Source organism: Micromonospora cathayae (genome assembly GCF_028993575.1).
Taxonomy (GTDB): Bacteria; Actinomycetota; Actinomycetes; order Mycobacteriales; family Micromonosporaceae; genus Micromonospora; species Micromonospora cathayae.
In genome coordinates, this window is record NZ_CP118615.1 from 2,737,104 (window position 1) to 2,760,305 (window position 23,202).

Here is a 23,202-nt window from a genome sequence, read left to right on the forward strand (position 1 = left end):
TACCCACTACAGTGGTGGGGGCAAGGGAACAGCAACGAGGAGGCGGACATGCAGGCCACGATCACCACCATCACCGGCGTCGACTGCGAGGCCTGCGGCAAGCCCGGAGCCCACCTCATCACCTACCCCTGCGGCGCCACCGCCGAGCTGTGCCTCCCCTGCCGCGCCCACGAGATCCGGCAGGCCGAGATCGACGCCCAGTGGGAGACCCTCGCCAACACCGCGCTCTGGACCCTCGAGGAGATCTGAGATGGACCGCATGGACCAGGCCCTCACCCACATCCGGACCGAGCTGGGCAGGGTCGACGGCAAGGCGTTCGGCCTGCTCGGACTCGCCTCCGCCGGCCTGACCGCCGGGCTGGCCGTCGTCGGCACCGGCCGACTCACCGGCCCTGCCGCCGCCACCGGCTGGACCGCCGTCGTGCTGCTCGTCGCCGGGGTGGTTGCCCTGGGCGACGCCGTCCGGCCGAGGCTGGCCGGCCGGTACGGGTTCATGGAGTGGGCCGACTCAGAGCCCGGCACCCTGCCCGACCTGGTCGCCGACGACACCCACCGGGACACCGAGCTGCGCGGGCAGGCACGCGGGGCCCGCACCAAGTACAGGCGCATCCAGCTCGGGATGGTGTTCCTCGCTTCCGCCCTGCTGGCCGCGATCGTCACCGCCATCCTGGTCTGACGGAACGCGCTTTCCCCGGCTCCTACCACACCGCCCGCTCTCGCCCGCGAGTTATCCACAGCCGCCGCCGTTGTCCACAGAGACAGCGGCGGCGGTTGCGTCTCCGGCACCCGACCGGCACGCTCACCGGGTCGGCGCGGTCACCCTCCGGGCCGCCGGCCACACCCGCGGGCGGTGGGGCGGCCCGGTCGGCAGGCCACCGACGTCCGGGCCCGGACACAGCACAGCGCCCCACCCCGGCCGCGAGGCCAGAGGTGGGGCGCTGGGTCGTTTGGTCGGCGCTGCCTGGGACGTCACCGGGAGCACCGCGCCGACGATCTTACCGGGCCGGTGCGACCGGGTTCTTGCTGGCGATCCCGTTGCCGGACACCGCCGGGGCGAACGTCACCCCCGCCGCCGTCAGAGCGGCCAGCACGAGGACGATCCACTCCCCGGCATCCAGCCCGCCCAGCACCGTGGTGGTGAGCGCCTGGAGGACGGCCAGCACGACCGCGATGGCGGTCTTCGCCCACCGGTACTGCGGTGCCAGCGGCACCAGGTAGACGCCGATGGCGGTCGCCGCGGCGATGGCGATCTGCACCGTCTCCTCGGCGTCGATGTGGTTGTCGCCGCCGAGCGCGGCGTACGAGGCGACGAGGATCGCGCCGACCACGGCAGCGATGGCCTTGCCGTACTTCTCCATGAGTGCTCCTAGGGTGAGGTCGTGGTGAGGATGAGGTCGGTGCGGGGCGGCGGTGTCGCCGAGATCCCCGAGCCGTGCCCGGCCGGGCACACCGACGTGATGCCCGGGTGGGGTGCGTGCCCGCAGTGTGGGCGGATGGGTCGGCAGTGGAGGTGCCGGCGCGACGAGTGCGGGCAGGTCAGCCACGACCCGGACTGCTGCCAGCCGCAGAGATAGCTACGACGGACAGCCGTAGATGCGACGCAACGCGGCCACCGTGTCAGCGACCCGGCGCCCGGCGGGCGTCTGCGGTGGGGCCTCGCGGTACGCCTCGTCGAACCCGATGACGAGCAGGCAGAGCTGCTGCTCCGACGTCTCCCGCGCCTCCTGCGCCTCGGTGGCGGCCTCTGATGCCAGCCGCGCCGACCGGTTCGCGGTGACCAGCGCCAGCGTCAGCCCCAACGACGTGGCCACCAAGACCAGGACCAGGACCCGCCAGCCTCGACCGCTCATAGCGGGTCACCCACCCCGGCTGACGCCGGCGGCGACGATGAGGGCGAAGAGGGCGAGGGCGGAGACGGAGAGCCAGATCCTGCCCCAGGCGACCCGTCGCGGCGGAGGCTGAGACCTCCGGCGATCATGGGTCCAGTCAGCAGCGTGGCGGCGAAGACCAGCAGCGGGTCGCTGGCCTTGCCCGGCGGCAGGATGAATGCCTGGTGAATGCCGATCGCCAGACCAGCCAGGATGCAGGCGTAGTCCCGGAACAGCTGGCCGAATCGCTCTGGGCTCACCCACGTGCCTGGCCCTGGCCGGCGAGCCTGGTCAGCTCTGTGGCGAGCCGGCCCGGGTCCTGGCCGGCGGCGACGAGGGCCTGGGCGACGTCGGCCGGCGACCGCCCACCCAGGCCGGCGAGCACCTCGCCGGCGATGTCGGCGGCGGACGGCGGGGCCGGCGGCGCGGGCAGCTCGGCGAGCAGCGCCCGCACCTCCGTCGGGCTGGCCGACTCCAGCGCGATCGCCTGCCCCAGTGCGCCGATCTGCTGGGCCAGCCGGTTCGGGGCCTTCTTGTCGCCCATCTGGTTGTCGTAGGTGGGCCTGGCGCTGACCAGGGCTTCCACCCGGTAGCCGGCGACGTTCACCAGGTGCTTGATGCTGCGTGCCAGGGTCAGCAGCTCCCGCTGCTCCTTGTCGGTCAGTGCGGACAACGGGCCGCCCTCCTCTCCGGCCAGCAGGCCGATGCTCGTCAGGTAGCGCCGGAACAGGGCGGTCTGGTCGCGGCCGGCCCGGATCGCGTCGCGGTGGTAGGAGATGTGCGTGTGCCAGCGGTGCGAGCTGTCGCCGGTGTCGCGCCGGCCGAGCCGGTCCCAGCGCTGCACGGACCGCCCGTCCGGCGACCAGATGACCTCCCGGATGTCCCGGGCGTCGGGCGCGCCGGCCCGGCACTGGCCGACGATCCATGCGGACAGGTGCGGCAGGTCGTACGTGCGGCCGCCGACGGTGACCCGGAACTCGCCGATGTCCAGGGCGCACGCCCAGTCGGCCAGCCCGGACCGGTCCCGGTCGGACTCGGTCACCGAGTAGTCGCGGATCCGGCCGTCGACCCGGCGGACCCGGTCGGCGCCGCAGTGGTAGCCGCCCACGTGGGCCGGGTCACCCACGATCCCCACCTCGGCCGGATCGAGGTCGGTGTGCACCGTCCGGCCGGGCTGAATGTCGAGGTGCTCCAGGAGCAGTCGGCGTGCAGCGAGCAGGGTCTCCGGTGCGCTGGTCATGCGACGCCCGCGTTCCGCGCGCAGAACACCGCCGCCTGGGCCAGCCGGGACGCGCTGCTCTGCGTCGCGATGAACGTGTCGGCCTCGGTAAGCCACCGGTCGCCCAGCTCACCCCAGAGCGTCACCGGGGAGCCGGCCGTCCGCGACCACGACCCGACCCCGCCGGGGGTGGAGACGAGCCTCATGTGCGCCAGCGGGGACAGCGGATCGTCCGGCCATGCCGTGGTCAGGATCTTGTAGACGCACTCCCTGCCCACCCAGTAGGCGATCGGGTACATGCTCTGCGCGGAGTACGACTGGTGGTCGGGGTCCTGAAGGTCACCCGACCCGATGTACGGCCACCAGACGTCGGCGGTCCGGTAGGCGTCGACCTGGTGGATGGTGATGTCCGTGATCAGCCTGTGCATCCCGGTCGCTCCGAATCCGAGCGAGGCCGCCCGGTGGAGGAAGTAGCCGGCACCGGCGCTGACGTTGTGGACCTCGTAGCCGGGCTGGCAGTCGGCCGGCCTGGTCGAGTAGGCCACGCATGCGCCGCGCTCGACCGGGATGCGCGGCATCGCCATCAGCTGGTTGACGATGCCCTGCACCCGGTCCCTCGGCACCGCGCCGGCCTGGAATCCGGTCAGCAGCGGCATGCCGACGTGGTCGGACAAGGTGACCGTGTACGTGGTGTCCGGGTCGTTGACGCTGCCGTCGGCGAAAGCGTCGTACTCCCTGCCCAAACCCCACCCGCCGTCCGGGTTCTGCAGGTTGTAGACCGTGTTCAGGTAGGTCTTCGTCCAGGTGTGCGTCCAGCCGTAGACCCGGCCACATGCCTCCGCCATCGACGCGTACCCGTACGCACCGGCAGTCCCGTTGTCGATCGCCCGGAACCGGCTGATGGCAGTTACCGCGCGCTGCTTCCACGCGTCGCCGCGTGCCGTCACGCGGACCTCCCTCGTCGAGATGGAAACGGCCGCGGCGGACGCCACGGCCGGGTGCTGTTGGGGCTGCTGGTCAGGGCAGCTATCCGACTCGCCGCAGCGAGACGAAGGAGTTGGTGAACAGGCGCGTGGCGGTGGCGAACGCCGTCCGCTGCGCCCACCGCAGCCGCACCGTGCCCGCCGTGCCCGCCGTGACCAGCAGCCCGCCCAGCCGGACGGTGCAGGTCGTGCCGACGCCGATCGCCCCGAACGCCACCACGCTGGTGGTCAGGTCGAACGCGCCGTTCTGGTCGTCGCTGTAGTTGGCGCCCGTCACGGTCAGGCCCGACCCCCAGTAGTCGAGCGTCGCGCCGGCCGGTACCGTCCAGCCGATCTGAAGGTCACCGGCGGCGTCCCCGTCGTATCGCAGCACGGCGGTGAGCTCATACACCGTGCTGGCGTCGACCGTGACGAACAGGTGGTCGTCGTCCTGGAGGGCCGTTGACCCCGACACGGACTCGGTTGCCGTCTTGCGGGCGAACGTCACGTTCACGAACCACTTGTTGACCTGGTCGGCCGACGGGACGTCGCCGGTGGCGAAAACCGGAGCAGGCACAGCCAGCCCCCTTCCTGATCAGAATGCGATGCCGTTGCTGCCGATCCGTCCCCGGGTTGGGTGGCCGATCGTCCAGAACGCGAACCGGTCGGCGGCCTGGAGGCCCCATGTGGTGATCCACCGGTCCGGCGGGGACCATTCGTGCTCCACGGACCGGACGATGACCTCGCGGGAGTCGACGATCCCGCCCGGCGGGCGCCGCACCACGGTGATGCGGCTGCCGAACTGCATGCCCAGGACCAGCGGGTAGATCAGGGTCGGATCCACCCGGGCATCCAGGGTGAGGCTGGTGAACCGGAACTCGGGTTCCTTGTCGATGTAGACGATGTGCCGCGCCCAGGACTGCACGTCCGCGTCGGTCTGCAGCAGCAGGTCCGTTTCGGTGTGCGTGGACTCCCGGTAGCGGGCCACCGACGTCGGATCCGACACCACCTGCTCGACACCACCAGCGCGGGTGGCGCGGACCCGGTTGACGAGCTGCTCACGGTCGTACGACATCCCGGGTCGGCCGACGTACGGGATCTCCCCGCCGGCCCGGTTGCTGCCGAAGGTGGCACCGAGGTCGGTCTGCAGCACCAGCCGGCGGGACGTGAACACGGCGTTGCCCTGCTGGTCGACGAAGAACTGGCCTGCCTCGGCGGTGACGACCCGCTGGATCTCCTGGAGGGCGCTTCCCTCGAGGGTGGTGGCCTGGACGGTGGAGTCGCCGGTCATGATGGACCGGTCGGTGGCCGGCCAGCCCACCGAGTCGAGAATCCGGCCGATCCGCGCCCCCGTCGTTTCGCCCTCACCGACCGCGGCGACCGCGACCCGGTCGGTGTTGGCAAGCAACTCCATGCCGTCGGTGGCGGTGACCACGACCACCGCATGGTCCGGGTGCCGGTGCTCAGGCAGCCAGGACTTCACATACCCCCGGAACACCGGGTAGGTGATGTCGCCGTGCCGCTTCCGGATCCGGATCTCCGCCCCGGGTGCCGGCTGGCCGAGGACAGCCGGGTCGAGCAGCCCATCATTGTTGAGCAGGGTGATCGTGGCCGTGCCGGCGTTGTGCTCGACCAGCGGCCCGGCGCGGCGGGTGGAGGTGCGCTGGACACTCAGGGCCATCAGCCGGCCAGAACAGTCCAGCATCAGACCGTCCGGGGCCAGCGTCGCCGTGCCGATCCGGCCCCGGACGGGGTCACCGATGTGCCAGTAGCCGGAGGTGTCGGCGGCCCCGGCCGTCAGGCCGACGTCGACCAGGACGGTCACGGCTGCCTCCACCTCGCCCCGTTGGACCGCTCGTACGCCCGGATGGACTCGACGACCTGGCGGCCTACCTCGGCCGGATGCGCGGTCGGCGGCACCTGCACGGTGATGTGGTAGGTGCGTCCCAGGTCATGGCCGACCGGCTCCGGGCGGCCGGTGCCGTTGTGCGCCAGGGTCAGCCCAGGTGCCAGGTAGCCGCCGGAGTCGTACGAGCGGACCGGGACCAGGCCGCCGCCGGCGAGAGCGGCGTGGATGTGCGCGTTGCCCCCGCTGAAGTTGTGCTGGTTCCAGACCGCACCGCGGTAGGTGTGCGGTCGGCCGTTGAGCAGGTTCAGGTCCTGCCACGGGGTGATCAGCTCCCGCAGGCGGGGGCCGAACCCGGATCGGATGAACTCCGCCCAGGCGCGCACCGGCGCGAGGTCAATGGCCCGCCCGTCGGCGTGGTAGCTGCGCTTACCGCTCAGCGTCGTTGCGCCGGGCCGCACGCCAGAGATCAGCGGCACCTGCCCGAACGCGGCCCGGGTCGCAGCGAGCACCCCGGCGATACCGGACCGCAGGCCACCCGCGCCGGTCGACCCGCCGCCGCCGAACAGCTCCGACACCAGCGCCTTCAACCGGCCCACGGCCATGTCCTTGAGGCGGCTGCCGGCACCGATGAGGGTCTTCGTCAGCGGGTTGCTGCCGAACTTCTCGGTGATCCGGTTGAGGCCGATGCGGTCGGCGAGCCAGCCGGCCGGGTTGCGGACCAGGCCGAGCAGGCCACCGTCCGCGAACGCCCGCCCGGAGTTGATGGCTTCCAACAGCGGCAGGTTCCGGGCGGTCTGGCGGGCATTGACGACGAACTCGCCGCCGGCGAGGGCGACCGGGCCGAACGGGCTGGACGCGACCATGTTGTCGATGTCGCTGGGCGGGCCGGGCAGCCGGCCACCGGTGGCGAAGCCGAGCTTGATCTCGCCGATGCGGTCCTTCACGCCGACCTTCGACGCGACCCAGTTGATGCCGCCGATGACGCCCTTGTTGATCACGGTGTTGACCATGAAACGCACCGGTGCGGCGGCGGCCTCCTTCAGGTTGTTCCAGGCGGTCTTCACCGCGTCGACACCTTTGCGGAACGCCGTGGGCAGGGTCTGGGTGATGTAGGTGCGGATCGGCGCGAACACCTGGTCGCGGATCCAACCCCAGGCGGTGGAGATCGCCGAGAAGATCCCCGACCAGACGGCCTTGACCACCGACAGGTAGAACTGGAACCCGGAGATCAGGAAGTCGATGCCCTTCTTGATGGCGGGCCAGGCCGTACCCGTCCACCAGGCCACCACCCAGCCGATCGCGGACTGGATCCCCGACCACACCGCCTGGACGATCTTCCGGAACGTCTCGTTCTTCTGGTAGGCGAGCACGACCGCGGCGACCAGGGCGGCGATCGCGATGACGACCAGGCTGATCGGGTTCGCCGACAAGGCGGCGTTGAGTAGCCACTGCACGCCGGTCCAGGCCAGCGTCGCCACCCGGACGGCACCCATCGCGACGTTCGACGCAACCGTCGCGGCGGTGTTCGCCACCACGGCGGCCGTGGACCGCACCCACGCCGCGAACTCGAGGGCCTTCACGCCCAGCCACACCGCCAGGGTCGAGTTGCCCAGCGCCAGCACGGCGTTGTAGGCGGCCTGCGCGCCGGCTGCGGCCTTGGTGGCCACCGACCAGACGGTGGTCGCCGCACCCGCGACCACCACCGCGGCCTGGTACGCCTTCACGCCGATCACCACGCCGGCGAGGGTGCCCACCAGGATCTTCGTGGTGGTGTCGTGCTCCCGAAACCAGCCGACCAGGTCACCGACGGTACGGCCGGCGTCAGCGACCGCCGGGATCGCGGTGCCGGTCAGGAACCCGGCGAAGTCCTTCAGCGCGGGCAGCACCTGCCGGCCGGCTTCCTTTGCGGCATCGAGGCTGGCAGTCAGCTTGTCCCGGTTCTCGGCGGCGAAGGTCTTCACGGCCGGCAGCACCTCGCCACCGATCACGCCGACGAAGCCCTGCTGCACGGTACGGACGAAGCTGTTGAGCCGGTCCTGGTCGGACTGGGCGGCGATGCCCTTCGTGGCCCCGGCGACCTGGCCGAGGCCGTCGGTCAGCGACGACACGTCGAGCCGGCGGAACGAGTCGCCCAGGTCTTCGAACTTGGTGCCGAACAGGGCCACCCCGGCGGCGTTGCGCTTCACAGGGTCCTGCATGGCGTTGAGCCGCTCGACGACCTCACCGAACGCGGCCCGCGCGGCCGGGCCGCCCTCGGCGATCGTGCGGGTCATGTCCTTGGCGTTGAGCCCGAGCAGCTTGTAGCCCTCGGCGCTGGTCTTCGACCCGTCGATCGCGCGGAGGCTAAACTCCTTGACCGCGTCGGCGGCGACGTCGGCGTTGCGGGCACCGCCGGCGAGCAGCTGGTTGATGAGGCCCAGGGCCCGCGGCCCGTCCAGGCCGACCTTGGTGAACTGGACGCTGTACTCGGTGAAGGTGTCGAGCAGGTCGCCGCCCTTGTCTGCGCCGGACTGGAAACCCTTCGTCAGGATGTCCAGGGCGGCTTGGGCGTTCGGTGCCAGACCAGACTTGATCATGGTGGACACAGCGGCCGTGACACCACCGACGTCCTGGTCGAACACGCGGGCGATGTCCAACGCCCCGGCGCTGATCTCCTTCAGCACGGGCAGGCTGGCGTTACGCAGCGACGGCACCGCCTGCACGACCTTGGCGATCGCACCGGTGACGTCACCCATGCTCTCGCCGTAGTTCGCCGCGTACAGCTGCCCGGCGACCTTCCCCAGCCGCGCCGACTCGTCCTTCGTCAGGTTCAGCTGGGCCCGCAGCTTGTCGTTGGCGGCACCCACGTTCAGGGCCCCGGCGACACCGGCGGCGAGCGCCGCCCCGATGCCCGCGCCGATCCCGGCCGCCGCCAGGCCGGTGGTGATCTGCTCGCGGATCGTCCCACCGATGCGGGTGCCGACACGGCCGGCGGCGGCCTTCGCGTCGATGCGCTGGATGCGCTTGGACAACTCGCTGCCGAAGTTGTCGAGCTTCGGCATGACCGCCACGTAGGCGGTACGCAGGACGGTCACCGGTCACCGCCCTCCGGGGCGACCGCCCCGTTCTTGATGGCCGCCGGCACCAGGTGCGGTGCCGGCGGGGTGTCCTCGGTGCCGGTCTCGACCATCCACCCGTACCAGGCGGCCGGCCCCCACCCCACCAGGAACTTCACGAACCCGGTGTCGGGGTCGTAGACCCGCTCGACCTGAATGTTGCGGCGCAGCGTGCCGGTCTGCTTCCTGGCCAGGCGACGGGCGTCGCGGCGGATCGCGTTGGCGACCGTCCGGACCTCCCGCGCCACCTCCGGCACCTGAGACAGGGCGGCGAGGACCTGGGGGCGCAGCGGCTTGTTGTCGACCTCCACCACGCCCCACCCCCTCTATCCAGGTATGTCCCCACGCCACAACGCCTGCCGGCGCTGCTCGACGAGCGCGTCGCGGCGGGCGTCCCACTCGGTGGGTGGGGCCGCCAGCCACTGCTCGTACCGCCGGTAGCCGCAGTCCTCACCACACGCCCGCTGGGTGCACGTCTCCCCGTGCTCGCACCGGTTGAGCAGGTGCACGTAGACGAGGTTGAGCAGCAGCCGCGGTGTGACCCGGTTCAGCCAGCCAAGACCTGGGCGACCGGGGTCAAGCCCTGCAAGGCCGGGTGTGGTGAGGGCGAGGTGTTCGAACTGGTCGAAGTGCTCAGCGACCCATCCGGCGAGGTGGGCCGCTGCTCGGTAGGGCGGCCGGCCTGCGCCTGGAACAGCGCCATGGCCACCGCCATCAGGTCCTCCAGGTCGACCCGGTGGGCGACGGCCAGCCGGTAGAACCGGTCGAACTGGCTGCCGTCCTCCGGGACCGTGGCTTCCTGCCCGTCGACCAGTTCGGTGCGGGCCGGCACGGTGAGGCTGACCCGCATCGCCTCCCACATCGCACCGAGCCCTTCCTGCTCCTCGATCTTCCCGGTCGCGGACGCGCCGAGCTGGATCATGAGCATGGACGGGATCGTGTCCTCGACCGTGAACGCTTCGCCGCAGAAGTCGAAGGTGTCTTTCTCCGCCACCGGGTTGACCTCGCGGCGGGCCGCGGCGAACGTGCCGATGTGCGCCACGTCAGGTCCCCTGCGCCAGCGCCCCGGCCGTCCACCGCTTGTACGGGGTGGCCAGGATCGTCGGGTCGGGCAGCTCCACGGCGAACTCCACCGGCAGGCCCGCCTTGGTGGCCAGCTCGCTGCGGGCCGTCTCCACGCTGCCGCCGTTGAAGACCTGCGGCCAGACGATGGCCTCGTCGCCGTCCAGCGAGATGAACCCGAGCGCGACCCGCACCTCCGCGCCGACCAGCGGCGGCACGTACGTGCTGAGCTTGGTCGCGCCGCTGCCGGTGACAGTGATGGTGCCGCCGTTCATGGCGAGCTTCCAGTTCACGTCGGAGATGTGCGACATGGTGAAGGCGATCGTGCCGCCCTTCTCCGTCGTCACCGTCCGCACCGGGTACGCCGACTCCGCGACCCGGATCGCCTCCGTGGACGTCGACTCGGTGTAGGTCAGGCCCGCCTCGGTCGCACCGACCTGGATCCAGCCGTCGGTGGCGTAGTCGAACACCACCTTGCTGGCGGCGGCGGTGACCGTCGGCATGGTGGTCAGACCGTACTTGTAGATGATCAGGCCGGGGCCGGTCTTGATCTGGCCCGGCTGGATGGTCGGCGTCGCCACCGGTCAGCCCCTCTTTCCGGCGCTGGGCGCCTGCTCCCCGGACGCCTCGGCGGCGGCCTGCTTCCCTGCCTGCGACGTGGGGGACGCGACGTAGTCCTCCCACCCGTTGGCCTTGACGTCTGCCTCCGGCACCTTGTCGCCGACCCGGTACGCGAACACGCCGCGACCCGGGTCGCCGAGGGGGATGTCGGTGGTGACCACACGGTCGCTCACGATTCCTCCGGGTTGACTCGTAGCTGCACTTGGGTGATGAAGCGAGGCCGGCCGCTGGTGTCGTCGGGTGACCACAGCCGCGACAGCGGCAGGGACACACCGGTGATCCGGCCGCCGGTGATCGGGCCGAGGATCGCCCACAGGGCCGCCTCGCCGGCCCGGGATAGGTCGGAGGCCTGCACGTCGGTGCCGCCCCACCACTCGACCTGGTACTCCGGTTCGGCCTCCCACGGCCACGGCTGACCGCCACCCAGGTTGGTGATCCGCACCGCCGTGGCCGTGGACTGGAGTTTCGTGCCGACCCGTCCGCCGTGCAGCGGCACCAACGCCGGGCGGGTCTTCAGGTAGTCGACGAGCGCCTGGTCGACGTCCGGTAGCAGCGGGTACGCCACGTCATCCCTCCGCCAGGTCGACGCGCATCAGTACCGCCTCCAGGTGGTGGAGCACCCCGCGCCGCTTCCACCGCTCCACGTCCCCGTCGACCTCGTAGGTGCCGCCGTCCCACTCGAACCGGTCGGTTGCCTCGAGGTCGGCGTCCGCGCCGAGGAACATCCGCCACCGAGTGACGGTCTGCTGCTGGTTGACGACGTCCTCGGTGCTGGACACGGGCTGCACCTCGGCCGGGTAGGGCTGCGCGGTGGCGTTGTCCCAGTCCCGCTGCTGGTTGCCGTAGGGGCCGTCGACCAGCGGAGCCCGGACCCGGGTCACCTGGTCACGCAGTCTCACCGCCAGCTCCAGTCCCACTCGGGGAAGGAGAACAGTGGCCCCTTCGTCGCCGTCGGGTACGCCTCTCGGGCGGCTTGCAGGATCTCGGCACGCCGCCCCCGCTCCCAGGTGGAACTGGTGGCACCCACGGCGTCGCTGGCCAGCCCCTCCGGGTTGTTGTAGGCGATCGCCGCGAGTTCGAGCCCCCAACCGAACAGGTCGTCGGGGATGGGGTCGGGCCAGTCGGAGAGCTGCGTGGCGGACCTGAGCCACCCCGACGCGACCCGGCGAGCCACCTCCACGGATTCGGCGTCGAGCGCCCCCTGCCGCAGATACTTCTCCAGGTCGGCCGGGGTGAACAGGTCCGCCACGGTTCAGCCCTTGGGCTCGTCGCCCGTCCGCTGCGACGTCCGGCGGGTCCGCCGGCCCTCGTCAGCGGGCTCCTGGACGGGGGTGCCGGCGGGAACGGCGAGCAGGTTCGCCTCGCGGCTGCCCTCCTCGGCCACCATGCCCTTGCGGACGTGCCGATCCAGGTCCTCCTGGTTGACACCCTCGGGGACGGTCGCGCCCTGGTGGAAGCCGCGCAGCACCTCCTGGCCCAGCCCGTCGTTGACCCGCAGGGTGATGTAGGGCGCGGTCACCTTGTGCGTCTTCATCAGGACACCACCCCGGTGATCTCCTCGACCGCTCCGGACTCCTGCACGATCGGCACCGTCTTGCGGCGGCCCTGCAGGTCCCACGCGTCCTGGTCGTCCTTGCGGATCGCCTTGACCTGGACCGCCAGGTCCGACACGGCGTAGCCAGGCGATCCGTCGGTCTCGTCGGCCATGCCGCCGAGCTGCTGCGAGTCCAGCACCAGGGCGGCGGTCGTCAGCGACGGGGTCTTGATGACCGTCAGGCCGGCGACCGTTTCGATCTCCCCGGTGTAGACCGGGTTGTCGGTGCTTTCCCGCTGGCGCAGCTGCGCGATCGCGTCGGAGAGCATCAGGTACGTGTACGCCTTCGGGCTGACGACCAGGGTGTCCGGGCGGTAGCCCTGGTTGCGGTCCTCGATGCGCTGCACGGCCAGGAGGATGTCCTCCAGCGGCTTGCGGTTCGCGGCGGTCGCGTTGTCCCACGAGCCGGCGGTCGCGGTGTCCGCGGCGGCCGACTGGATCGCCGACATGGAGATGGCGTCGACCTGCTTGATGATCGAGTTGACGACCTTGCGCATCGCCCGGTCGATTGCCGAGCCGGGGTAGGCGTTGCGGGCGATCTCCTCGTCGGTGAGCAGGACCTTCTGGCCCCACTTCGAGATCGCCGCGACCGCCGCGGTGCCGGTGGCCAGGTTGGCGTACGGGTACACCGAGCCGGCGCCGACGGCCTCGACGGTGCGGTCGGTGATGAACGGCTCCGACTGCTCGTACAGCACCGCGCCGCCCTGCGATCGGAACCGCTGAGTGAGCAGCTGGTCGGAGACGAACCGCAGGTCGCGGTAGTCGCGCAGCCGCCTCTGGACGAGCGCGGGGTTCTGGAGGAAACGCGAGATGGTCAGCGAGTCGCCCGAAAGGGTCGGCGCGGCTGCCGGGTAGGTGCCAGGCACTTGTTATCTCCCTTCGGGGTGGTCAGCTGCCGCCGACGAATCGGACCTTGGCACCGCCGGTCGCGCCAGTGGTGGCGCGACCGATCAGGGTGCCGGCAGCGGCGGCGGTGGCGACCGCGGCGGTCGCCGCGACACCGGACGCACCGGAGGCGATGCCGTCGCCGACGGCGATCGTGCCGGTGGAGGTGATCTCGTGTTCGACGTTGTTCAGCGGCCACACGGTGACCCGCGCGCCACTGGCCGCGTCGTGGGCTGCCACCCCGACGACCTTCGTGGACGCAGCACCGGCGGTGCCGACGGCACTGGCGGTGGTGGCCTCGACGAGCGTGCCGCCGGTGATGCTGGTGCTCGCGGTCTTCGTCATCGGCTGCGCGCCGCCTGCGTAGACCGGGGTGTAGTCGGCCATGGCTCAGGCCCCCTTCCGGTTCGGCGGGAACAGCCCGGCGAACTCCAGGTCGAAGTCAGCGTCGGTGCCGTCGCCGGCGTAGCCGAGCGCCGCGACCGGCACGACGTTCTTCGCCAGACCGGCGATCAGCTCGCGGGCGCCCTCCGGGTCGGCGTCCCACACCCGCTCGTAGTGCTGCTTGCGGGCCGGCGGGAACTTCCCGTCCTGCACCGCCTGGTTGATGACCTGGTCACGCTCCTCGCGGCGACGGCGCGCTTCGGCGGCCTCCAGCCGGCGGATCGTGTCCTGCTGGGCGTCCCACGCCGCCTGGTCGATGACCATCTGCCCACCGGCCGCCGACGGGCGGGGCGTGGGCTGCGGGGCGGGAGCGTCCGGTGCCGGCGTCGGGGAGCCCGGCGACGGGGTAGGGGTCGGCTGCGGCGTGGGCGCCGGAGCCGGACCGGTGGGCGAGGTGCTGTTGCCGACGAGACCGGACGCACCGAGAGTGGCCCTGACCTCGTCATCGGAAGCACCGGGAGCCAGCCCCAGCGCCTCTCGGATCTTCGCCGGATCCATGCGGCCGGCTCCCTTCTCGTGTTCGTTCCCCACCTGAACGGTGGGGGTGACCTTCAGTGCCGCCGCGTGGATGCGGCGGGCAGCCTCAGCAGCCGTGACCTTCGGCTGTGAGGAGTTCGTGGCGGCGGTCGGCCCGTCCGGGTCGGCGACCTCGTCGGCGAGACCGGCCTCAACCGCCTCGGCGGCGGTGTACCAGGTGTCGCGGGCCATCGCCTCCCGGAACTGGCCGGCGGGGCGTCCGGACCGGTCGGCGTAGATACCGGCGATGGAGTCCGACACCCGGTCGAGGACCTCGGCCATGTCCCGCATGTCGCGGGCGTTACCGATTGCCAGACCCGCCGCGTCGTGGATCATCATCTGCGCGCCGCGGTTCATGGTGATCCGGCCGCCGGCCTGCGCGATGAACGACGCCGCTGATGCCGCGAGACCGTCCACGACCACATGCACCGTGGCCTGGTGGTCCCGCAGGGCGTTGTAGATGGCGATGCCGTCCCACGCGTCCCCGCCGGGCGAGTTCAGCCGCAACGTGATCTCGTCGACGTCCAGGGCACGCAGCTCAGCGGCGAAGTCCTTCGCCGTGGTGCCTGTCCAGCCGATCTCGTCGTAGATGGACACCACCGCCGACCGGGTGGCCTTGGCTTCGATGCGGTACCAGTCGCCCGTCTTCGCTGTCGGCCGCGACCGCAGCCGCTCCAGGTGCGGCGGCAGCTCCGGCAGCACATGCTCGGACATCACGGCCTCACTTCTTCTTCGGCTTCGACGTCGACTTGGCCGGCTTGTTCTCACTCAGCCGACGGTCCTTGGACGTCCCCTTACTGGGCTTGCCCCCCACCCGGATCACCCCCCTCGACAGCGTCTGGAGAGGCGACACGGGCCGGGCGCGGGTCCTTCGGCGGCAGCCCGTAGGTCTGCCGGACGTGGCCCTCCAACGACCGGTCGGGCAGGATGATCCCGGCCTCGGTGAGGATCCGCAGCGCCTCAGCGGTCGCCGCCTGCCGGGAACCGATCTCGTCGAACGTCACCCGCGGTGCCGGCTCCGACTCGCCGAAGTTCACGTCGACCAGGTCCTCCACGATGTGCTGCGTGGCCACATCGGCAATCTGCTCCGCCAAGGTCTGCAGGCTCAGCGTGAAGAAGTCCGCGAACGTCGTCCCCAACGCCCAGCTGCCCGTCTGGGTGCCGAGGTTGAGGAAGTGCGCGAGGACCGCCCGGGCGATCTGCTCGTCGTGGTAGCGGATCGGCTTATCGGCGTCCGGCAGCGACCCGGTCACCCCAACAAGCTCCATCTTCGCGCCGTAGGGGACAGCTGAGCCGGCCGTCTGACCAGCCCGCCACGCTTGCGCCATCTGCGCGCCCTTGCTCAGGTCCGTCTCGTTCTCGGCCCCGGTATACAACGGCACGCCCATGCCGTTGCGTTCGATGGTCTGCGCCTGGACCCTGAGCAATCTGTCCTTGATGAGCCAGTTCTTGTAGCAGCCCCGCAGTACCGACCGGCCCAGCCAGTTGCCGCCCTCCTGCTCCAGCACGTACGCCACCAGCCGGTCCACCGGGATGGACCGTGCCCGGTCGCCTGTCTTCGCGCTGTACTGGGTGATCGAGATCAGACCGCCGTCCGAGGCCACGTCGACCTTCTCGATCGTGCGTGGCATGCGCGGCGCCAGCTTCCGCAGCCGGGCCCGGCCCTCGCCGTCGATGCGGTACACCTGCTCGAAGAACATGTGCCCGAACGGCAGCATCAGCAGCGCCAGCCGCAGATGCTCCGGCCACGAGAACCGGTCCCGGGTCCGCGACAGCGGCTTCGGGTCCTGACCTGCGATCGGCAGCCCCAGATTGTCCGCGATGAACTCGGTGACCTCGGCGGACGCCCCCGCCGGAGCGATCCGCCAGGGCGTCCGCCGCAGCGGGTAGGTGACCGCCCGCAACACCGACCCGACCTGAGAATCCTGGGTGCGCATCGCGTCGTACACGGCCACCGACTCCGGCCAGCGCAGCTCCGGAGTCGGCTCCTCGTCGACCGACCACCAGCTCTGGCCGGTGTGGGCGTACCCGATTTCGTTCACCGGTGCGGTCATGTCGGGTCACCTCCTCCGATCAGAAGCCGGCACCGGCCAGCTCGTTCGTTTCCGACTCCCACGACGAACCGCTGACCGCCACGATCACCGGCGGCGGTGCCGGCGGGACAGCAGGCGGCACCACCGACAGGCCCCAGTGCGCGACCGTCGCCGCCACCAGCGGGCAGATGTCCGCCGTGCTCTTGCGCCGCGACCACGCCCACAACCCGTCACCGATGTCCCGACGGCCAGCCGAGGCGATCGCCCGCGCCAGCACCGGATCACCCAGATGCCGCAGGGCCTGCGCGCCCACCGTCGCCGAGAACGCCTCACACGCCTGGCCCAGGTCCCGGGTCGACAACTGCCGCGGGTCGATACCCACCTCGGCCAGCTGCGGCAACAGCGCACCCGCCGGGCCGGCCGGGTCCAGCACCCAGTCCAACGGACGATGCCGCAGCAGGTCGAGGGCCTGGCCGACCACCCAGTCCGTGGTCGGGGCGTGCGCCACCACCTCCAGGTGCGGCAGCCCGTCCGGCCGGTGCATCGCCGCCACGATCGCCGCCGACCTCGAGCCGGGAGCCACGTCGATCGCGAACACCGGGCGGCCCGACGGCGCGGACTCCTCGTCGGCGCACAGCGCCCACGACTCCAGCGGCACCACCGACGCGCCGGCCGGCTCGTCCCACCAGCCCAGCCGCTCCCGCGCGAACTCCTCCGGCGGCAACGCCCGACGCTCCGCCGCCACGAACTCCTCACGGATCCGGCCCCGGGCGATCGCGAAGTTCGCCGCCCGCCAGTTCCCCGGGTCGTCCAGGGCGCAGCCCACGGCGCCGAGCCGGTGATCGCAGTCGTCCTCGGCACAGCCGCCGTCCGGCGCGGACCACTCCACGTACACCAGCGACGGATCACCGCCGGCCCGTCCCCGGTTGCGGATCGCCCGCAGAATGTCCGACTGCCGCAGCCCCGCCGACGACCCGTAGATGACCTGCGGGTTCGGCCGGGCGCTCAACGTCGGCAGCAGCGACCCCATGTGCTCCGGCTCCAGAGCGAACGCCTCGTCGAGCACCACCCGGTCACCCGACAGACCCCGGCCGCCCGTCTTCGACCGGGCCAGGAATTTCACCCGCGCCCCGCCGTGGAACTCGATCTCCTCTTCGCCGTTGCCGGCGCTGAGACGCTTCAGGCGGCGCGAGAACTCCGGGGTGGTCTCCACGATCTGCCGCAACGCCCGGAACGCCTCCTGCGTGGTGACGAACCGGTGCGCCGTCCACGCGATCAGCTTCGCGTCGAACAGCAGCAGATCCGCCAACACGATCGGCAGGATCACGTTCATCGTCTTGCCGTTCTGGCGGGACAGGATGATGGCCGCCTCGAGTGCGGCCCACCGGCCACCGGCCCGCTCCGACAGGATCGCGTCGATCGCCAGTTCCTGCTCCGGGTCCACACCCACGCCGCACATGCGCGCCAGGTCCACCGCCTCACCACCGGCCGACGACAACCGGTCAGGAACCCACAGATGGGCGGGGCGGACCAGGTCAGGCGCGGCGACGCTCACGGCGCGCCTTCAGCTCGTCGATGCCGTCACCGGCGTCCTCCGCGCCCTTCAACGCCTCGTCGAGGGTCGCGCGTAGCTCCTTCGCCAGGGCGGCGATACCCGACGCGGTGTGCCCGCCGTCGGCGAGCGTCTCCGCCAGCCGCAGCGCGATCGCGCCCTTCGCCGTGGACACCCGGCCGGCGTTCGCCAGTTCCTGGTCGACGACCGCGACCAGCCCCGCCCGGGGCTCCGCAGCCGGCGGTTCACCGGCAGGCGGCGGAGCGGGCGGCACGTGCAGGCGGGTCGGCTCCGACAGCGCCGTCTGCGACGCCCGACGAGGCTCCGGCGGCCGGCACCGCTCACACCGCTTCCGAGGGCGACCCGGACCCGTTTTCGGGGTGAATTTCTTGCCGCACTTCGTGCATTCCTGCTGCTGAACGGCCATGACGGATCCACCCCCAACCAGAGCGAGTGACGCAGCGTGACCGGCGACCGGAACCCAGACGCCCGGGGAGAGAAAAGCCCGAAGTCGACGTGCCTCGACATCCGGGCCGGCGAGTTCACCGGTGACGCCTTGAACAAGCGGGTGGCGGAGCGGCTGTCGGGCGGGAACGCGACGATCGATGAGAAGCAGGCGGCGGAGGTGGTGGAGCTGATGCGCGAGCACATCTGCTGACCACCCTGACATGGGCGCGCCGGGCGGGTCAGCTGTGTCGGACGGCGTGGACGGTGACCACGGCTCCGGCGGACAGGATGCCGGTGGCGCGGACCTGCACGGTGACGGTGGTGGCGGTCTGGGCGGTGATGCCGTCAGCGACGACGGTGGACAGCAGGTTGGCACCGCCGCTGAGGGCCGGTGTGGCGCTGTAGGTGGCGTCGGGCATCGGCGTTCGCAGCGTGACGACGATCTGTCGGACTGCGCCGAGGGCCATGGCGGGGACGTCTGCCTGGCCGCTGGTGATGGTCACCCGGGCGAGCTGCTCGATCTGGGCGACCATGGTGTTCATGCGGTCCCAGGCGCTGCTGAGTTCGGCGTTGATGAGTGCGACGAGGTTGCCTCGGCCAACCACGTTGGGGTTGATCACGGTCACCTCCTGTGCGGGTGTGGGGCAGGCCGGTCCCCGTCCGGCCTGCCCCGTCCCTCCACCACCGCCACCGTGGGGTCTGGGTACGCGTGCAGCCCGGGAGCGTCTGCTCGACCGGGCTGCGTCTGCGTGTGGGCACAGTCCACCTGTGCGTGGATGTGTGATGGTCATTCTGCCACGGCTGTGCGCGTGGCGCGATCACCGGTTGCGGGCGGGTCCGCCGCGGGCTGCGAGGGTCCGTCGGGTGACGGCTTCTACCTGCGCGGCCTGGTCGTACCGGTACCAGGTGGTGCCGCGTCCCCGGCCGGCGGTGTGCAGGCCGGGGAGCAGGCCGTGGAGCGGGTCGTCGGGGTTGCGGCTGCGCCGGGCCCAGTCGCGTACCCGGTCGGCGGTGATGTCGGGGCCGAGCTGGTGGGCGATCTGGGCGGCGGTGCCGTACTGGTGGCCGTCGTGGCGGATCACGGGTTCCTCCTCAGGTGACTATCCGGACTGCGAGCGGCGTTGCTGGATTCGCGCAAGAACGTGAGGCGGAAGGCAGCTCGCATCGACGGCAGCGATGAGCGACACGGCGTGCTGGAGGTGGGCGCACATGGCGCCGCATCCGGTGCAGCTGTCGTCGTGTGACTGGGCGGCGTCCGACACAAGGTCGATCAGGGCGACGAGGACGGACTCCGGGCTGGGGATCGTCTGGTCGAACTGCTGGCGGTAGTGCTCGGCGATGGCGGGGTCGGGTCTCATGCGTCGATCCTGCCGAGCACTTGGTGGCGGGGCCAGATGTGCTGGACGCCTTCGACCTTGCCGTCCATGCCGCACGCGCAGCCCTGCCCGACGCAGATGCACGTGCAGGTGACGGTCCAGCTGGCCTCGGGTCCGTCGGTGTGGACCTGGAGTTGCCGGACGCCACAGCGGGGGCAGGGCACGCCGGTGAGCGGCTGTCCGGCGGGTGCGAGGCGGACGGCGGCCCGGATCCAGGTGTCCTCGTCGGCGAGGTGCCGGGTGATGGTGGCGGCGGTGGCGGCGGGGAGGCGGGGGGTGCGGGTGTGGATGCGCCACCACGGGTCGGGTGCGGGCGTGGCTCCGATCATGTCGGCGATCCACCTGAGGCGGTCTGTGGCGCGCTGTGACAGGTCGGCCCACCGCGTCACCCGCGCCGTGGCGTCGTGAAGCGTCAGGGTGGCGCTGACGGGGTCGGAGTGGCCTCCGGTGGCGTGCCGCTGCCCGTAGAGGGGCGAGCGGAGTCCGTCGGCGGCGGAGAGTGTCTCGTCGGTGCGCAGTCGGCTTTCGAGGACGGCCAGCTCGCCGAGCCGGGTCAGCGCGGTGTGGAGCGCCCAGGTGGTGCGGACGGCGTGGAGGTGGTGCGGGGTCACGGTGCTCCTCGGGTTGTGCGGGTGGGGCGGGTGTGGGGCCCGGCAGGTGGGGATCTGCCGGGCCCCGTCGTCGTCTACGGGTCGATCTGGCGGTCGTGGTGCTGGCAGCCGGTGAGGAGCTGCACGGTGCGGCAGGTGCCGGTGTCGGGTCCGGGCCGGGTGGCGGTGAGGCGGTGGCAGCCGCAGCCGAGCTGGTCGGCGCGGGTGATGGTGAGTTCGGCGGTGACCTGCTGGCCGGTGGTGTCGTCGAGGGTGGCGGTGACGTGGTCGCCGGCCTGGTGGGCGGTCACAGGTACTCCCGGGCGGGGGTGATGGTGTCGAGTGGCCGGCCGCCGTAGGTGGGCTGGTCGGGCTCCGGCTCGTCGGGGTTGGCGTTGAGCAGTGACGGCCGGGCGGCGACGGCCTGGTCTGCGGCCCGGCACTGCTGGTGGTCGGTGCACCAGTGCATGCCGGCGAACGTGACCCCGCCGGGCTGGTGGGCCAGGGCGGTGAGACCGCGGGCGAGGTGGTTGAACACGGCGGCGGTCTCACCGCGCTTGCTGCTGCGGAACTGGAGGATGTCGCCCTTGCTGCCGATCTCGGGTCCGGCTTCGGCGGCCCACCGGGCGAGGAGGTCGTCGCGCAGGTCGGGGTGCATGTGCCGGAGGGTGAGCATGTGCAGCTGGACGGCTGCCTCCAGGCCGATGGTGAGGGCGTCGTCGCGTTCGAGGGCGGTCGCCTGGTCCACGTCAGCCCTCCGTGTTGGCCTGGTCGGCGTCCGGCCGGGCGTAGTCGAGGCCGTGCCGGTCGGCGTCCGGGCGGGGGTCGTTGCCGGCGAGCACGTCACGCAGGTTGTGGGAGGCGTTGCCGCAGGACTCGCCGATGTACTCCTCGAGGGCGGCGAGCGCGGACAGCCGGGACCGGAGGTCGGCCAGCTGGTCGCGGAGTCCGTCGCGTTCGGTCCGCCAGGCGGTGTCGTTGATGTCGAGTTCGGTGCGGGCGGCGGTCAGCTCCCGGTCGAGCCGGTCGCGGTCGGCGGTGACCCGCTCGAGTTCGCCGAGCAGCCGGAGGATCTCGGCGTTGAGGATGCGGGCACCGGGCCCGTTCGCCGTCCAGCTCGTGCTCGAGGGCGTCGCGCTGGGCGACGAGTGCCTCCACGTCGTTGACGAGGGTGCCGAGGGCCTCTTCCGGGCGCTCGCCGGTGGGGCTGATGGCGTCGCCGATCTGGGCGAGCATGCTCACCGCCTGGTCGCGGTCGGCGGTGACACGCTCCAGCTGCTCTTCGACGCGGGCCATCTGGTCGGCGAGGTCGTCGGAGGCGCGGCGGGTGGTGGCGGCCCGTTCGGCGTCGGTGGGGTCCTGGTCGTCGTCGTCGGTGAGCTCGCTGGTCGGCTCGGCGCGGCCGAGGGTGTCGTGGTCGGCCCAGGCCCGGTCGCGCTGCTCGTCGAGGTCTCGGAGCCGACACAGGAGGGTGCCGTTGCGGCGCAGCTGCTCGGCCTGGTGGGTGATGGTGGCGCGGGCCTGCTCCAGCTCGGCTTTGACGGCGTCTAGGTGCGGCGTGGGTCGCCCTGCCCGCGTCTCCGGCTGCCGGCCGGTGGCGAGCCGGTGGGTGAGGTCGTCGTGCATGGGCAGGGGCCGGCTGGTGCTGGTCGGGGCGCGGTGGGCGTCGTAGGCGGCGAGCAGGGCGATGTCGGCGGGCTGGGCGGGGGTGGCTCCGTTGCTGCGTCGGTGGTGCCAGTCGCGGGCCCAGGTGTCGAGGGCGGCGAGGACGGCGTCGTACGGGGCGACGTCGGCGATGCGCTGTTCGCCGTGGAGGGGACAGCTCGCCGATGCCCCGTTGGGCAGCCGGTGGACGGCGACGCAGCAGAACGCGCAGTCTGTCGGGTCGAAGACGGTGGCGGCCGGGTCGGCGACCCCGGGGCAGTCCTTGACGCCGAACGGGCCGAGGTCGCGGCGGTGCGGGCCGTGGGGGCTGGTGGTGGGGCACAGGTCGGTGCTCATCGGTGATCTCCCTGGGTCAGTCGAGGCCGGCGAGGTCGCCGCCGAACCACGGTCGGCTTGAGCAGTTGGGGCAGTCGGGCTGTTCGCCTCCGTCGCAGTTGCCGCAGCGGGTGAGGCTGGTGAAGGTGGCGGCCGCGAAGAGGGGTTCGGGGTAGTTGTCGATGTCGCCGGCGAGGGCCTTGCCGCAGCAGTCGCAGGTGGGCATGGTGTGGGTCCTCAGGCGGGCTGGTGGGTGGCGTGTCGGGGCAGGAAAGCCGCCGGGCGGGCCGGCGGCGGTTCGGGGGTGTCGTCGAACAGGGACGCCTGCTCGGGGCGGGCCATCTGCGCGAGGACGGACTTGCCGGCGGCTGACCGGTCGGCGCGCATCCACCGCCAGTCGGTGGGCTGGAGCCAGCCCAGCAGGCGGATGAGGTTGATGTCGGGGCCGTAGGCGAGGTAGGTGCCGTCTGTGCTGTCGACGCCCATCTGGGTGGCGCGTGCGAGGCGGGCGGCGGAGTTGACGCGCCCCATGTGGACCCACTTGCCGCGCCGCTTGGCCTCGGCGGTGACCTGGGCGGCCATGTCGGAGACTTTCCACTCGACCAGCTCGGACCGGCAGTGCGGGCAGTGGGTTTGCGGGAGGGTGACCACGTCGGGCACCCAGGAGCAGGGGACGCATTCGACGATCCCGGCGAGGAAGATCGCGTCGAGGTAGTCCCAGGGCAGGTCGTCGGGGTGGCCCCGTTCTGCGCGCAGATGGCGACGCGGCCGACGATCTGCCGGATGGGCCGCAGGAGGGGCCAGGACCGTTCGAGGGTGCCGGGGTGGTCGGCGACGACGTCGGGGGCGACGGCGAACCGGCAGCGGCTGCGGTAGTCGGCGTGGCTGGCCAGCCAGCGTAGGTAGCCGGTGTTGCCGGGGTAGGCGTTGGAGTAGATGCCGTTGTCGGCGATCCAGTCGACCCAGGGTTCGAGGCGGTTGCCGGCGGCGGGGGTGATGATCTGGCCGAGGAGGTTGGCGCGCATGGCGTCGCGGATGCGGTCGGTGCTGGCGGTGGCGTAGTAGATCACTGGGGTCACCTCCTTGCGGCTGGGCTTTGGGGCTGGCTT

Annotated in this window: 34 protein-coding genes; 3 read left to right on the forward strand and 31 right to left on the reverse strand. The window is 71.6% G+C overall.

Translation table 11 applies throughout. The annotated features are described in order from the left end of the window. The first annotated feature begins 48 nt into the window (after positions 1 to 48). Complete coding sequence (locus tag PVK37_RS12595; RefSeq protein ID WP_275034075.1) at positions 49 to 249, forward strand: hypothetical protein; 201 nt, start codon at positions 49 to 51, stop codon at positions 247 to 249. A gap of 1 nt (position 250) precedes the next feature. Beyond that, a complete protein-coding gene (locus PVK37_RS12600; RefSeq protein WP_275034077.1) occupies positions 251 to 676 on the forward strand; it encodes a Pycsar system effector family protein in 426 nt (141 codons plus the stop codon). A gap of 319 nt (positions 677 to 995) precedes the next feature. Here PVK37_RS12600 and PVK37_RS12605 read toward each other — a convergent pair whose 3' ends face one another. The 22 genes from PVK37_RS12605 to PVK37_RS12710 form a co-directional block, all read right to left on the reverse strand. Next, positions 996 to 1,358, reverse strand: a complete 363-nt coding sequence (locus PVK37_RS12605; protein ID WP_275034078.1) for a hypothetical protein — start codon at positions 1,356 to 1,358, stop codon at positions 996 to 998. A gap of 216 nt (positions 1,359 to 1,574) precedes the next feature. After that, positions 1,575 to 1,850 (reverse strand): hypothetical protein, encoded by a 276-nt coding sequence (locus PVK37_RS12610; RefSeq protein ID WP_275034080.1) that lies wholly within the window; start codon positions 1,848 to 1,850, stop codon positions 1,575 to 1,577. Positions 1,851 to 2,124: 274 nt separating this feature from the next. Then, entirely contained in the window at positions 2,125 to 3,108 is a 984-nt protein-coding gene (locus PVK37_RS12615) for a hypothetical protein (protein WP_275034081.1), read from the reverse strand. Then, positions 3,105 to 4,034: a hypothetical protein gene (locus PVK37_RS12620; protein ID WP_275034082.1), complete on the reverse strand. Its 930-nt coding sequence runs from the start codon at positions 4,032 to 4,034 to the stop codon at positions 3,105 to 3,107. Before PVK37_RS12620 ends, PVK37_RS12615 begins: the two co-directional genes overlap by 4 nt. A 79-nt stretch (positions 4,035 to 4,113) precedes the next feature. After that, a complete protein-coding gene (locus PVK37_RS12625) occupies positions 4,114 to 4,626 on the reverse strand; it encodes a hypothetical protein (RefSeq protein ID WP_275034084.1) in 513 nt (170 codons plus the stop codon). A gap of 18 nt (positions 4,627 to 4,644) precedes the next feature. After that, a complete protein-coding gene (locus tag PVK37_RS12630; RefSeq protein ID WP_275034086.1) occupies positions 4,645 to 5,874 on the reverse strand; it encodes a hypothetical protein in 1,230 nt (409 codons plus the stop codon). Further along, the gene (locus PVK37_RS12635; RefSeq protein WP_275034087.1) at positions 5,871 to 8,972 is read right to left on the reverse strand and encodes a phage tail tape measure protein; all 3,102 of its coding nucleotides are present in this window, start codon (positions 8,970 to 8,972) and stop codon (positions 5,871 to 5,873) included. The genes PVK37_RS12630 and PVK37_RS12635 overlap by 4 nt, the downstream gene beginning before the upstream one ends. Next, positions 8,969 to 9,307 carry an HK97-gp10 family putative phage morphogenesis protein gene (locus PVK37_RS12640; RefSeq protein ID WP_275034089.1) on the reverse strand — a complete coding sequence of 113 codons (339 nt, stop codon included), beginning with the start codon at positions 9,305 to 9,307 and terminating at the stop codon, positions 8,969 to 8,971. The genes PVK37_RS12635 and PVK37_RS12640 overlap by 4 nt, the downstream gene beginning before the upstream one ends. 12 nt (positions 9,308 to 9,319) lie before the next feature. Next, positions 9,320 to 9,502, reverse strand: coding sequence for a hypothetical protein (locus PVK37_RS12645; RefSeq protein ID WP_275034091.1), 183 nt, complete (start codon positions 9,500 to 9,502; stop codon positions 9,320 to 9,322). A 38-nt stretch (positions 9,503 to 9,540) separates the two neighbouring features. Continuing rightward, positions 9,541 to 10,035 (reverse strand): hypothetical protein, encoded by a 495-nt coding sequence (locus PVK37_RS12650; RefSeq protein WP_275034093.1) that lies wholly within the window; start codon positions 10,033 to 10,035, stop codon positions 9,541 to 9,543. Between the two features lies 1 nt (position 10,036). After that, complete coding sequence (locus PVK37_RS12655; RefSeq protein WP_275034094.1) at positions 10,037 to 10,636, reverse strand: phage tail tube protein; 600 nt, start codon at positions 10,634 to 10,636, stop codon at positions 10,037 to 10,039. A gap of 3 nt (positions 10,637 to 10,639) precedes the next feature. Beyond that, a complete protein-coding gene (locus tag PVK37_RS12660; protein WP_275034096.1) occupies positions 10,640 to 10,849 on the reverse strand; it encodes a hypothetical protein in 210 nt (69 codons plus the stop codon). Further along, entirely contained in the window at positions 10,846 to 11,241 is a 396-nt protein-coding gene (locus PVK37_RS12665; protein ID WP_275034097.1) for a hypothetical protein, read from the reverse strand. The genes PVK37_RS12660 and PVK37_RS12665 overlap by 4 nt, the downstream gene beginning before the upstream one ends. A gap of 1 nt (position 11,242) precedes the next feature. After that, positions 11,243 to 11,575: a phage head completion protein gene (locus PVK37_RS12670; protein ID WP_275034099.1), complete on the reverse strand. Its 333-nt coding sequence runs from the start codon at positions 11,573 to 11,575 to the stop codon at positions 11,243 to 11,245. Further along, positions 11,572 to 11,925, reverse strand: coding sequence for a hypothetical protein (locus tag PVK37_RS12675; protein ID WP_275034100.1), 354 nt, complete (start codon positions 11,923 to 11,925; stop codon positions 11,572 to 11,574). Before PVK37_RS12675 ends, PVK37_RS12670 begins: the two co-directional genes overlap by 4 nt. Before the next feature lie 3 nt (positions 11,926 to 11,928). Then, positions 11,929 to 12,210, reverse strand: a complete 282-nt coding sequence (locus PVK37_RS12680; protein WP_275034101.1) for a hypothetical protein — start codon at positions 12,208 to 12,210, stop codon at positions 11,929 to 11,931. Further along, the gene (locus tag PVK37_RS12685) at positions 12,210 to 13,136 is read right to left on the reverse strand and encodes a phage major capsid protein (protein WP_275034103.1); all 927 of its coding nucleotides are present in this window, start codon (positions 13,134 to 13,136) and stop codon (positions 12,210 to 12,212) included. Before PVK37_RS12685 ends, PVK37_RS12680 begins: the two co-directional genes overlap by 1 nt. A gap of 22 nt (positions 13,137 to 13,158) precedes the next feature. Beyond that, on the reverse strand, positions 13,159 to 13,542 hold the full coding sequence (locus tag PVK37_RS12690; RefSeq protein WP_275034104.1) for a capsid cement protein: 384 nt from the start codon (positions 13,540 to 13,542) through the stop codon (positions 13,159 to 13,161). A gap of 3 nt (positions 13,543 to 13,545) precedes the next feature. Beyond that, complete coding sequence (locus tag PVK37_RS12695) at positions 13,546 to 14,829, reverse strand: head maturation protease, ClpP-related (protein WP_275034106.1); 1,284 nt, start codon at positions 14,827 to 14,829, stop codon at positions 13,546 to 13,548. Positions 14,830 to 14,909: 80 nt separating this feature from the next. Continuing rightward, positions 14,910 to 16,169 carry a phage portal protein family protein gene (locus PVK37_RS12700; protein WP_275034108.1) on the reverse strand — a complete coding sequence of 420 codons (1,260 nt, stop codon included), beginning with the start codon at positions 16,167 to 16,169 and terminating at the stop codon, positions 14,910 to 14,912. A 19-nt stretch (positions 16,170 to 16,188) separates the two neighbouring features. Next, positions 16,189 to 17,622, reverse strand: a complete 1,434-nt coding sequence (locus PVK37_RS12705) for a hypothetical protein (RefSeq protein WP_275034109.1) — start codon at positions 17,620 to 17,622, stop codon at positions 16,189 to 16,191. A 61-nt stretch (positions 17,623 to 17,683) separates the two neighbouring features. Then, entirely contained in the window at positions 17,684 to 17,974 is a 291-nt protein-coding gene (locus PVK37_RS12710) for a hypothetical protein (protein WP_275034110.1), read from the reverse strand. A gap of 189 nt (positions 17,975 to 18,163) precedes the next feature. Between PVK37_RS12710 and PVK37_RS12715 the strand changes: the two genes are divergently transcribed. Next, positions 18,164 to 18,358, forward strand: a complete 195-nt coding sequence (locus PVK37_RS12715) for a hypothetical protein (protein ID WP_275034112.1) — start codon at positions 18,164 to 18,166, stop codon at positions 18,356 to 18,358. Positions 18,359 to 18,386: 28 nt separating this feature from the next. On the opposite strand, the gene PVK37_RS12720 is transcribed toward PVK37_RS12715, so the two are convergent. From PVK37_RS12720 to PVK37_RS12760, 9 genes are all read right to left on the reverse strand, one after another. After that, on the reverse strand, positions 18,387 to 18,767 hold the full coding sequence (locus PVK37_RS12720) for a hypothetical protein (protein WP_275034114.1): 381 nt from the start codon (positions 18,765 to 18,767) through the stop codon (positions 18,387 to 18,389). A 198-nt stretch (positions 18,768 to 18,965) separates the two neighbouring features. Beyond that, positions 18,966 to 19,229, reverse strand: coding sequence for a hypothetical protein (locus tag PVK37_RS12725; RefSeq protein ID WP_275034115.1), 264 nt, complete (start codon positions 19,227 to 19,229; stop codon positions 18,966 to 18,968). Positions 19,230 to 19,247: 18 nt separating this feature from the next. Further along, positions 19,248 to 19,505 carry a hypothetical protein gene (locus tag PVK37_RS12730; RefSeq protein WP_275034116.1) on the reverse strand — a complete coding sequence of 86 codons (258 nt, stop codon included), beginning with the start codon at positions 19,503 to 19,505 and terminating at the stop codon, positions 19,248 to 19,250. After that, positions 19,502 to 20,134: a hypothetical protein gene (locus PVK37_RS12735; protein ID WP_275034117.1), complete on the reverse strand. Its 633-nt coding sequence runs from the start codon at positions 20,132 to 20,134 to the stop codon at positions 19,502 to 19,504. The genes PVK37_RS12730 and PVK37_RS12735 overlap by 4 nt, the downstream gene beginning before the upstream one ends. A gap of 74 nt (positions 20,135 to 20,208) precedes the next feature. Beyond that, positions 20,209 to 20,424 (reverse strand): hypothetical protein, encoded by a 216-nt coding sequence (locus PVK37_RS12740; protein WP_275034119.1) that lies wholly within the window; start codon positions 20,422 to 20,424, stop codon positions 20,209 to 20,211. After that, on the reverse strand, positions 20,421 to 20,861 hold the full coding sequence (locus tag PVK37_RS12745; protein ID WP_275034120.1) for a hypothetical protein: 441 nt from the start codon (positions 20,859 to 20,861) through the stop codon (positions 20,421 to 20,423). Before PVK37_RS12745 ends, PVK37_RS12740 begins: the two co-directional genes overlap by 4 nt. A gap of 95 nt (positions 20,862 to 20,956) precedes the next feature. Further along, positions 20,957 to 22,114 (reverse strand): AAA family ATPase, encoded by a 1,158-nt coding sequence (locus PVK37_RS12750; protein WP_275034121.1) that lies wholly within the window; start codon positions 22,112 to 22,114, stop codon positions 20,957 to 20,959. 16 nt (positions 22,115 to 22,130) lie between these two features. Then, positions 22,131 to 22,319, reverse strand: a complete 189-nt coding sequence (locus PVK37_RS12755; RefSeq protein WP_275034122.1) for a hypothetical protein — start codon at positions 22,317 to 22,319, stop codon at positions 22,131 to 22,133. Between the two features lie 11 nt (positions 22,320 to 22,330). Then, positions 22,331 to 22,753, reverse strand: a complete 423-nt coding sequence (locus tag PVK37_RS12760; protein WP_275034123.1) for a hypothetical protein — start codon at positions 22,751 to 22,753, stop codon at positions 22,331 to 22,333. Positions 22,754 to 23,202: the final 449 nt, after the last annotated feature.

Bases quoted from the DNA above. Each gene is read 5' to 3' on its own strand.
- PVK37_RS12690 (WP_275034104.1), bottom strand. From the start codon at position 13,542: ATGGCCGACTACACCCCGGTCTACGCAGGCGGCGCGCAGCCGATGACG.
- PVK37_RS12595 (WP_275034075.1), top strand. From the start codon at position 49: ATGCAGGCCACGATCACCACCATCACCGGCGTCGACTGCGAGGCCTGC.
- PVK37_RS12730 (WP_275034116.1), bottom strand. From the start codon at position 19,505: ATGAGACCCGACCCCGCCATCGCCGAGCACTACCGCCAGCAGTTCGAC.
- PVK37_RS12750 (WP_275034121.1), bottom strand. From the start codon at position 22,114: ATGAGCACCGACCTGTGCCCCACCACCAGCCCCCACGGCCCGCACCGC.
- PVK37_RS12695 (WP_275034106.1), bottom strand. From the start codon at position 14,829: ATGTCCGAGCATGTGCTGCCGGAGCTGCCGCCGCACCTGGAGCGGCTG.
- PVK37_RS12700 (WP_275034108.1), bottom strand. From the start codon at position 16,169: ATGACCGCACCGGTGAACGAAATCGGGTACGCCCACACCGGCCAGAGC.
- PVK37_RS12600 (WP_275034077.1), top strand. From the start codon at position 251: ATGGACCGCATGGACCAGGCCCTCACCCACATCCGGACCGAGCTGGGC.
- PVK37_RS12755 (WP_275034122.1), bottom strand. From the start codon at position 22,319: ATGCCCACCTGCGACTGCTGCGGCAAGGCCCTCGCCGGCGACATCGAC.
- PVK37_RS12605 (WP_275034078.1), bottom strand. From the start codon at position 1,358: ATGGAGAAGTACGGCAAGGCCATCGCTGCCGTGGTCGGCGCGATCCTC.
- PVK37_RS12615 (WP_275034081.1), bottom strand. From the start codon at position 3,108: ATGACCAGCGCACCGGAGACCCTGCTCGCTGCACGCCGACTGCTCCTG.
- PVK37_RS12610 (WP_275034080.1), bottom strand. From the start codon at position 1,850: ATGAGCGGTCGAGGCTGGCGGGTCCTGGTCCTGGTCTTGGTGGCCACG.
- PVK37_RS12680 (WP_275034101.1), bottom strand. From the start codon at position 12,210: ATGAAGACGCACAAGGTGACCGCGCCCTACATCACCCTGCGGGTCAAC.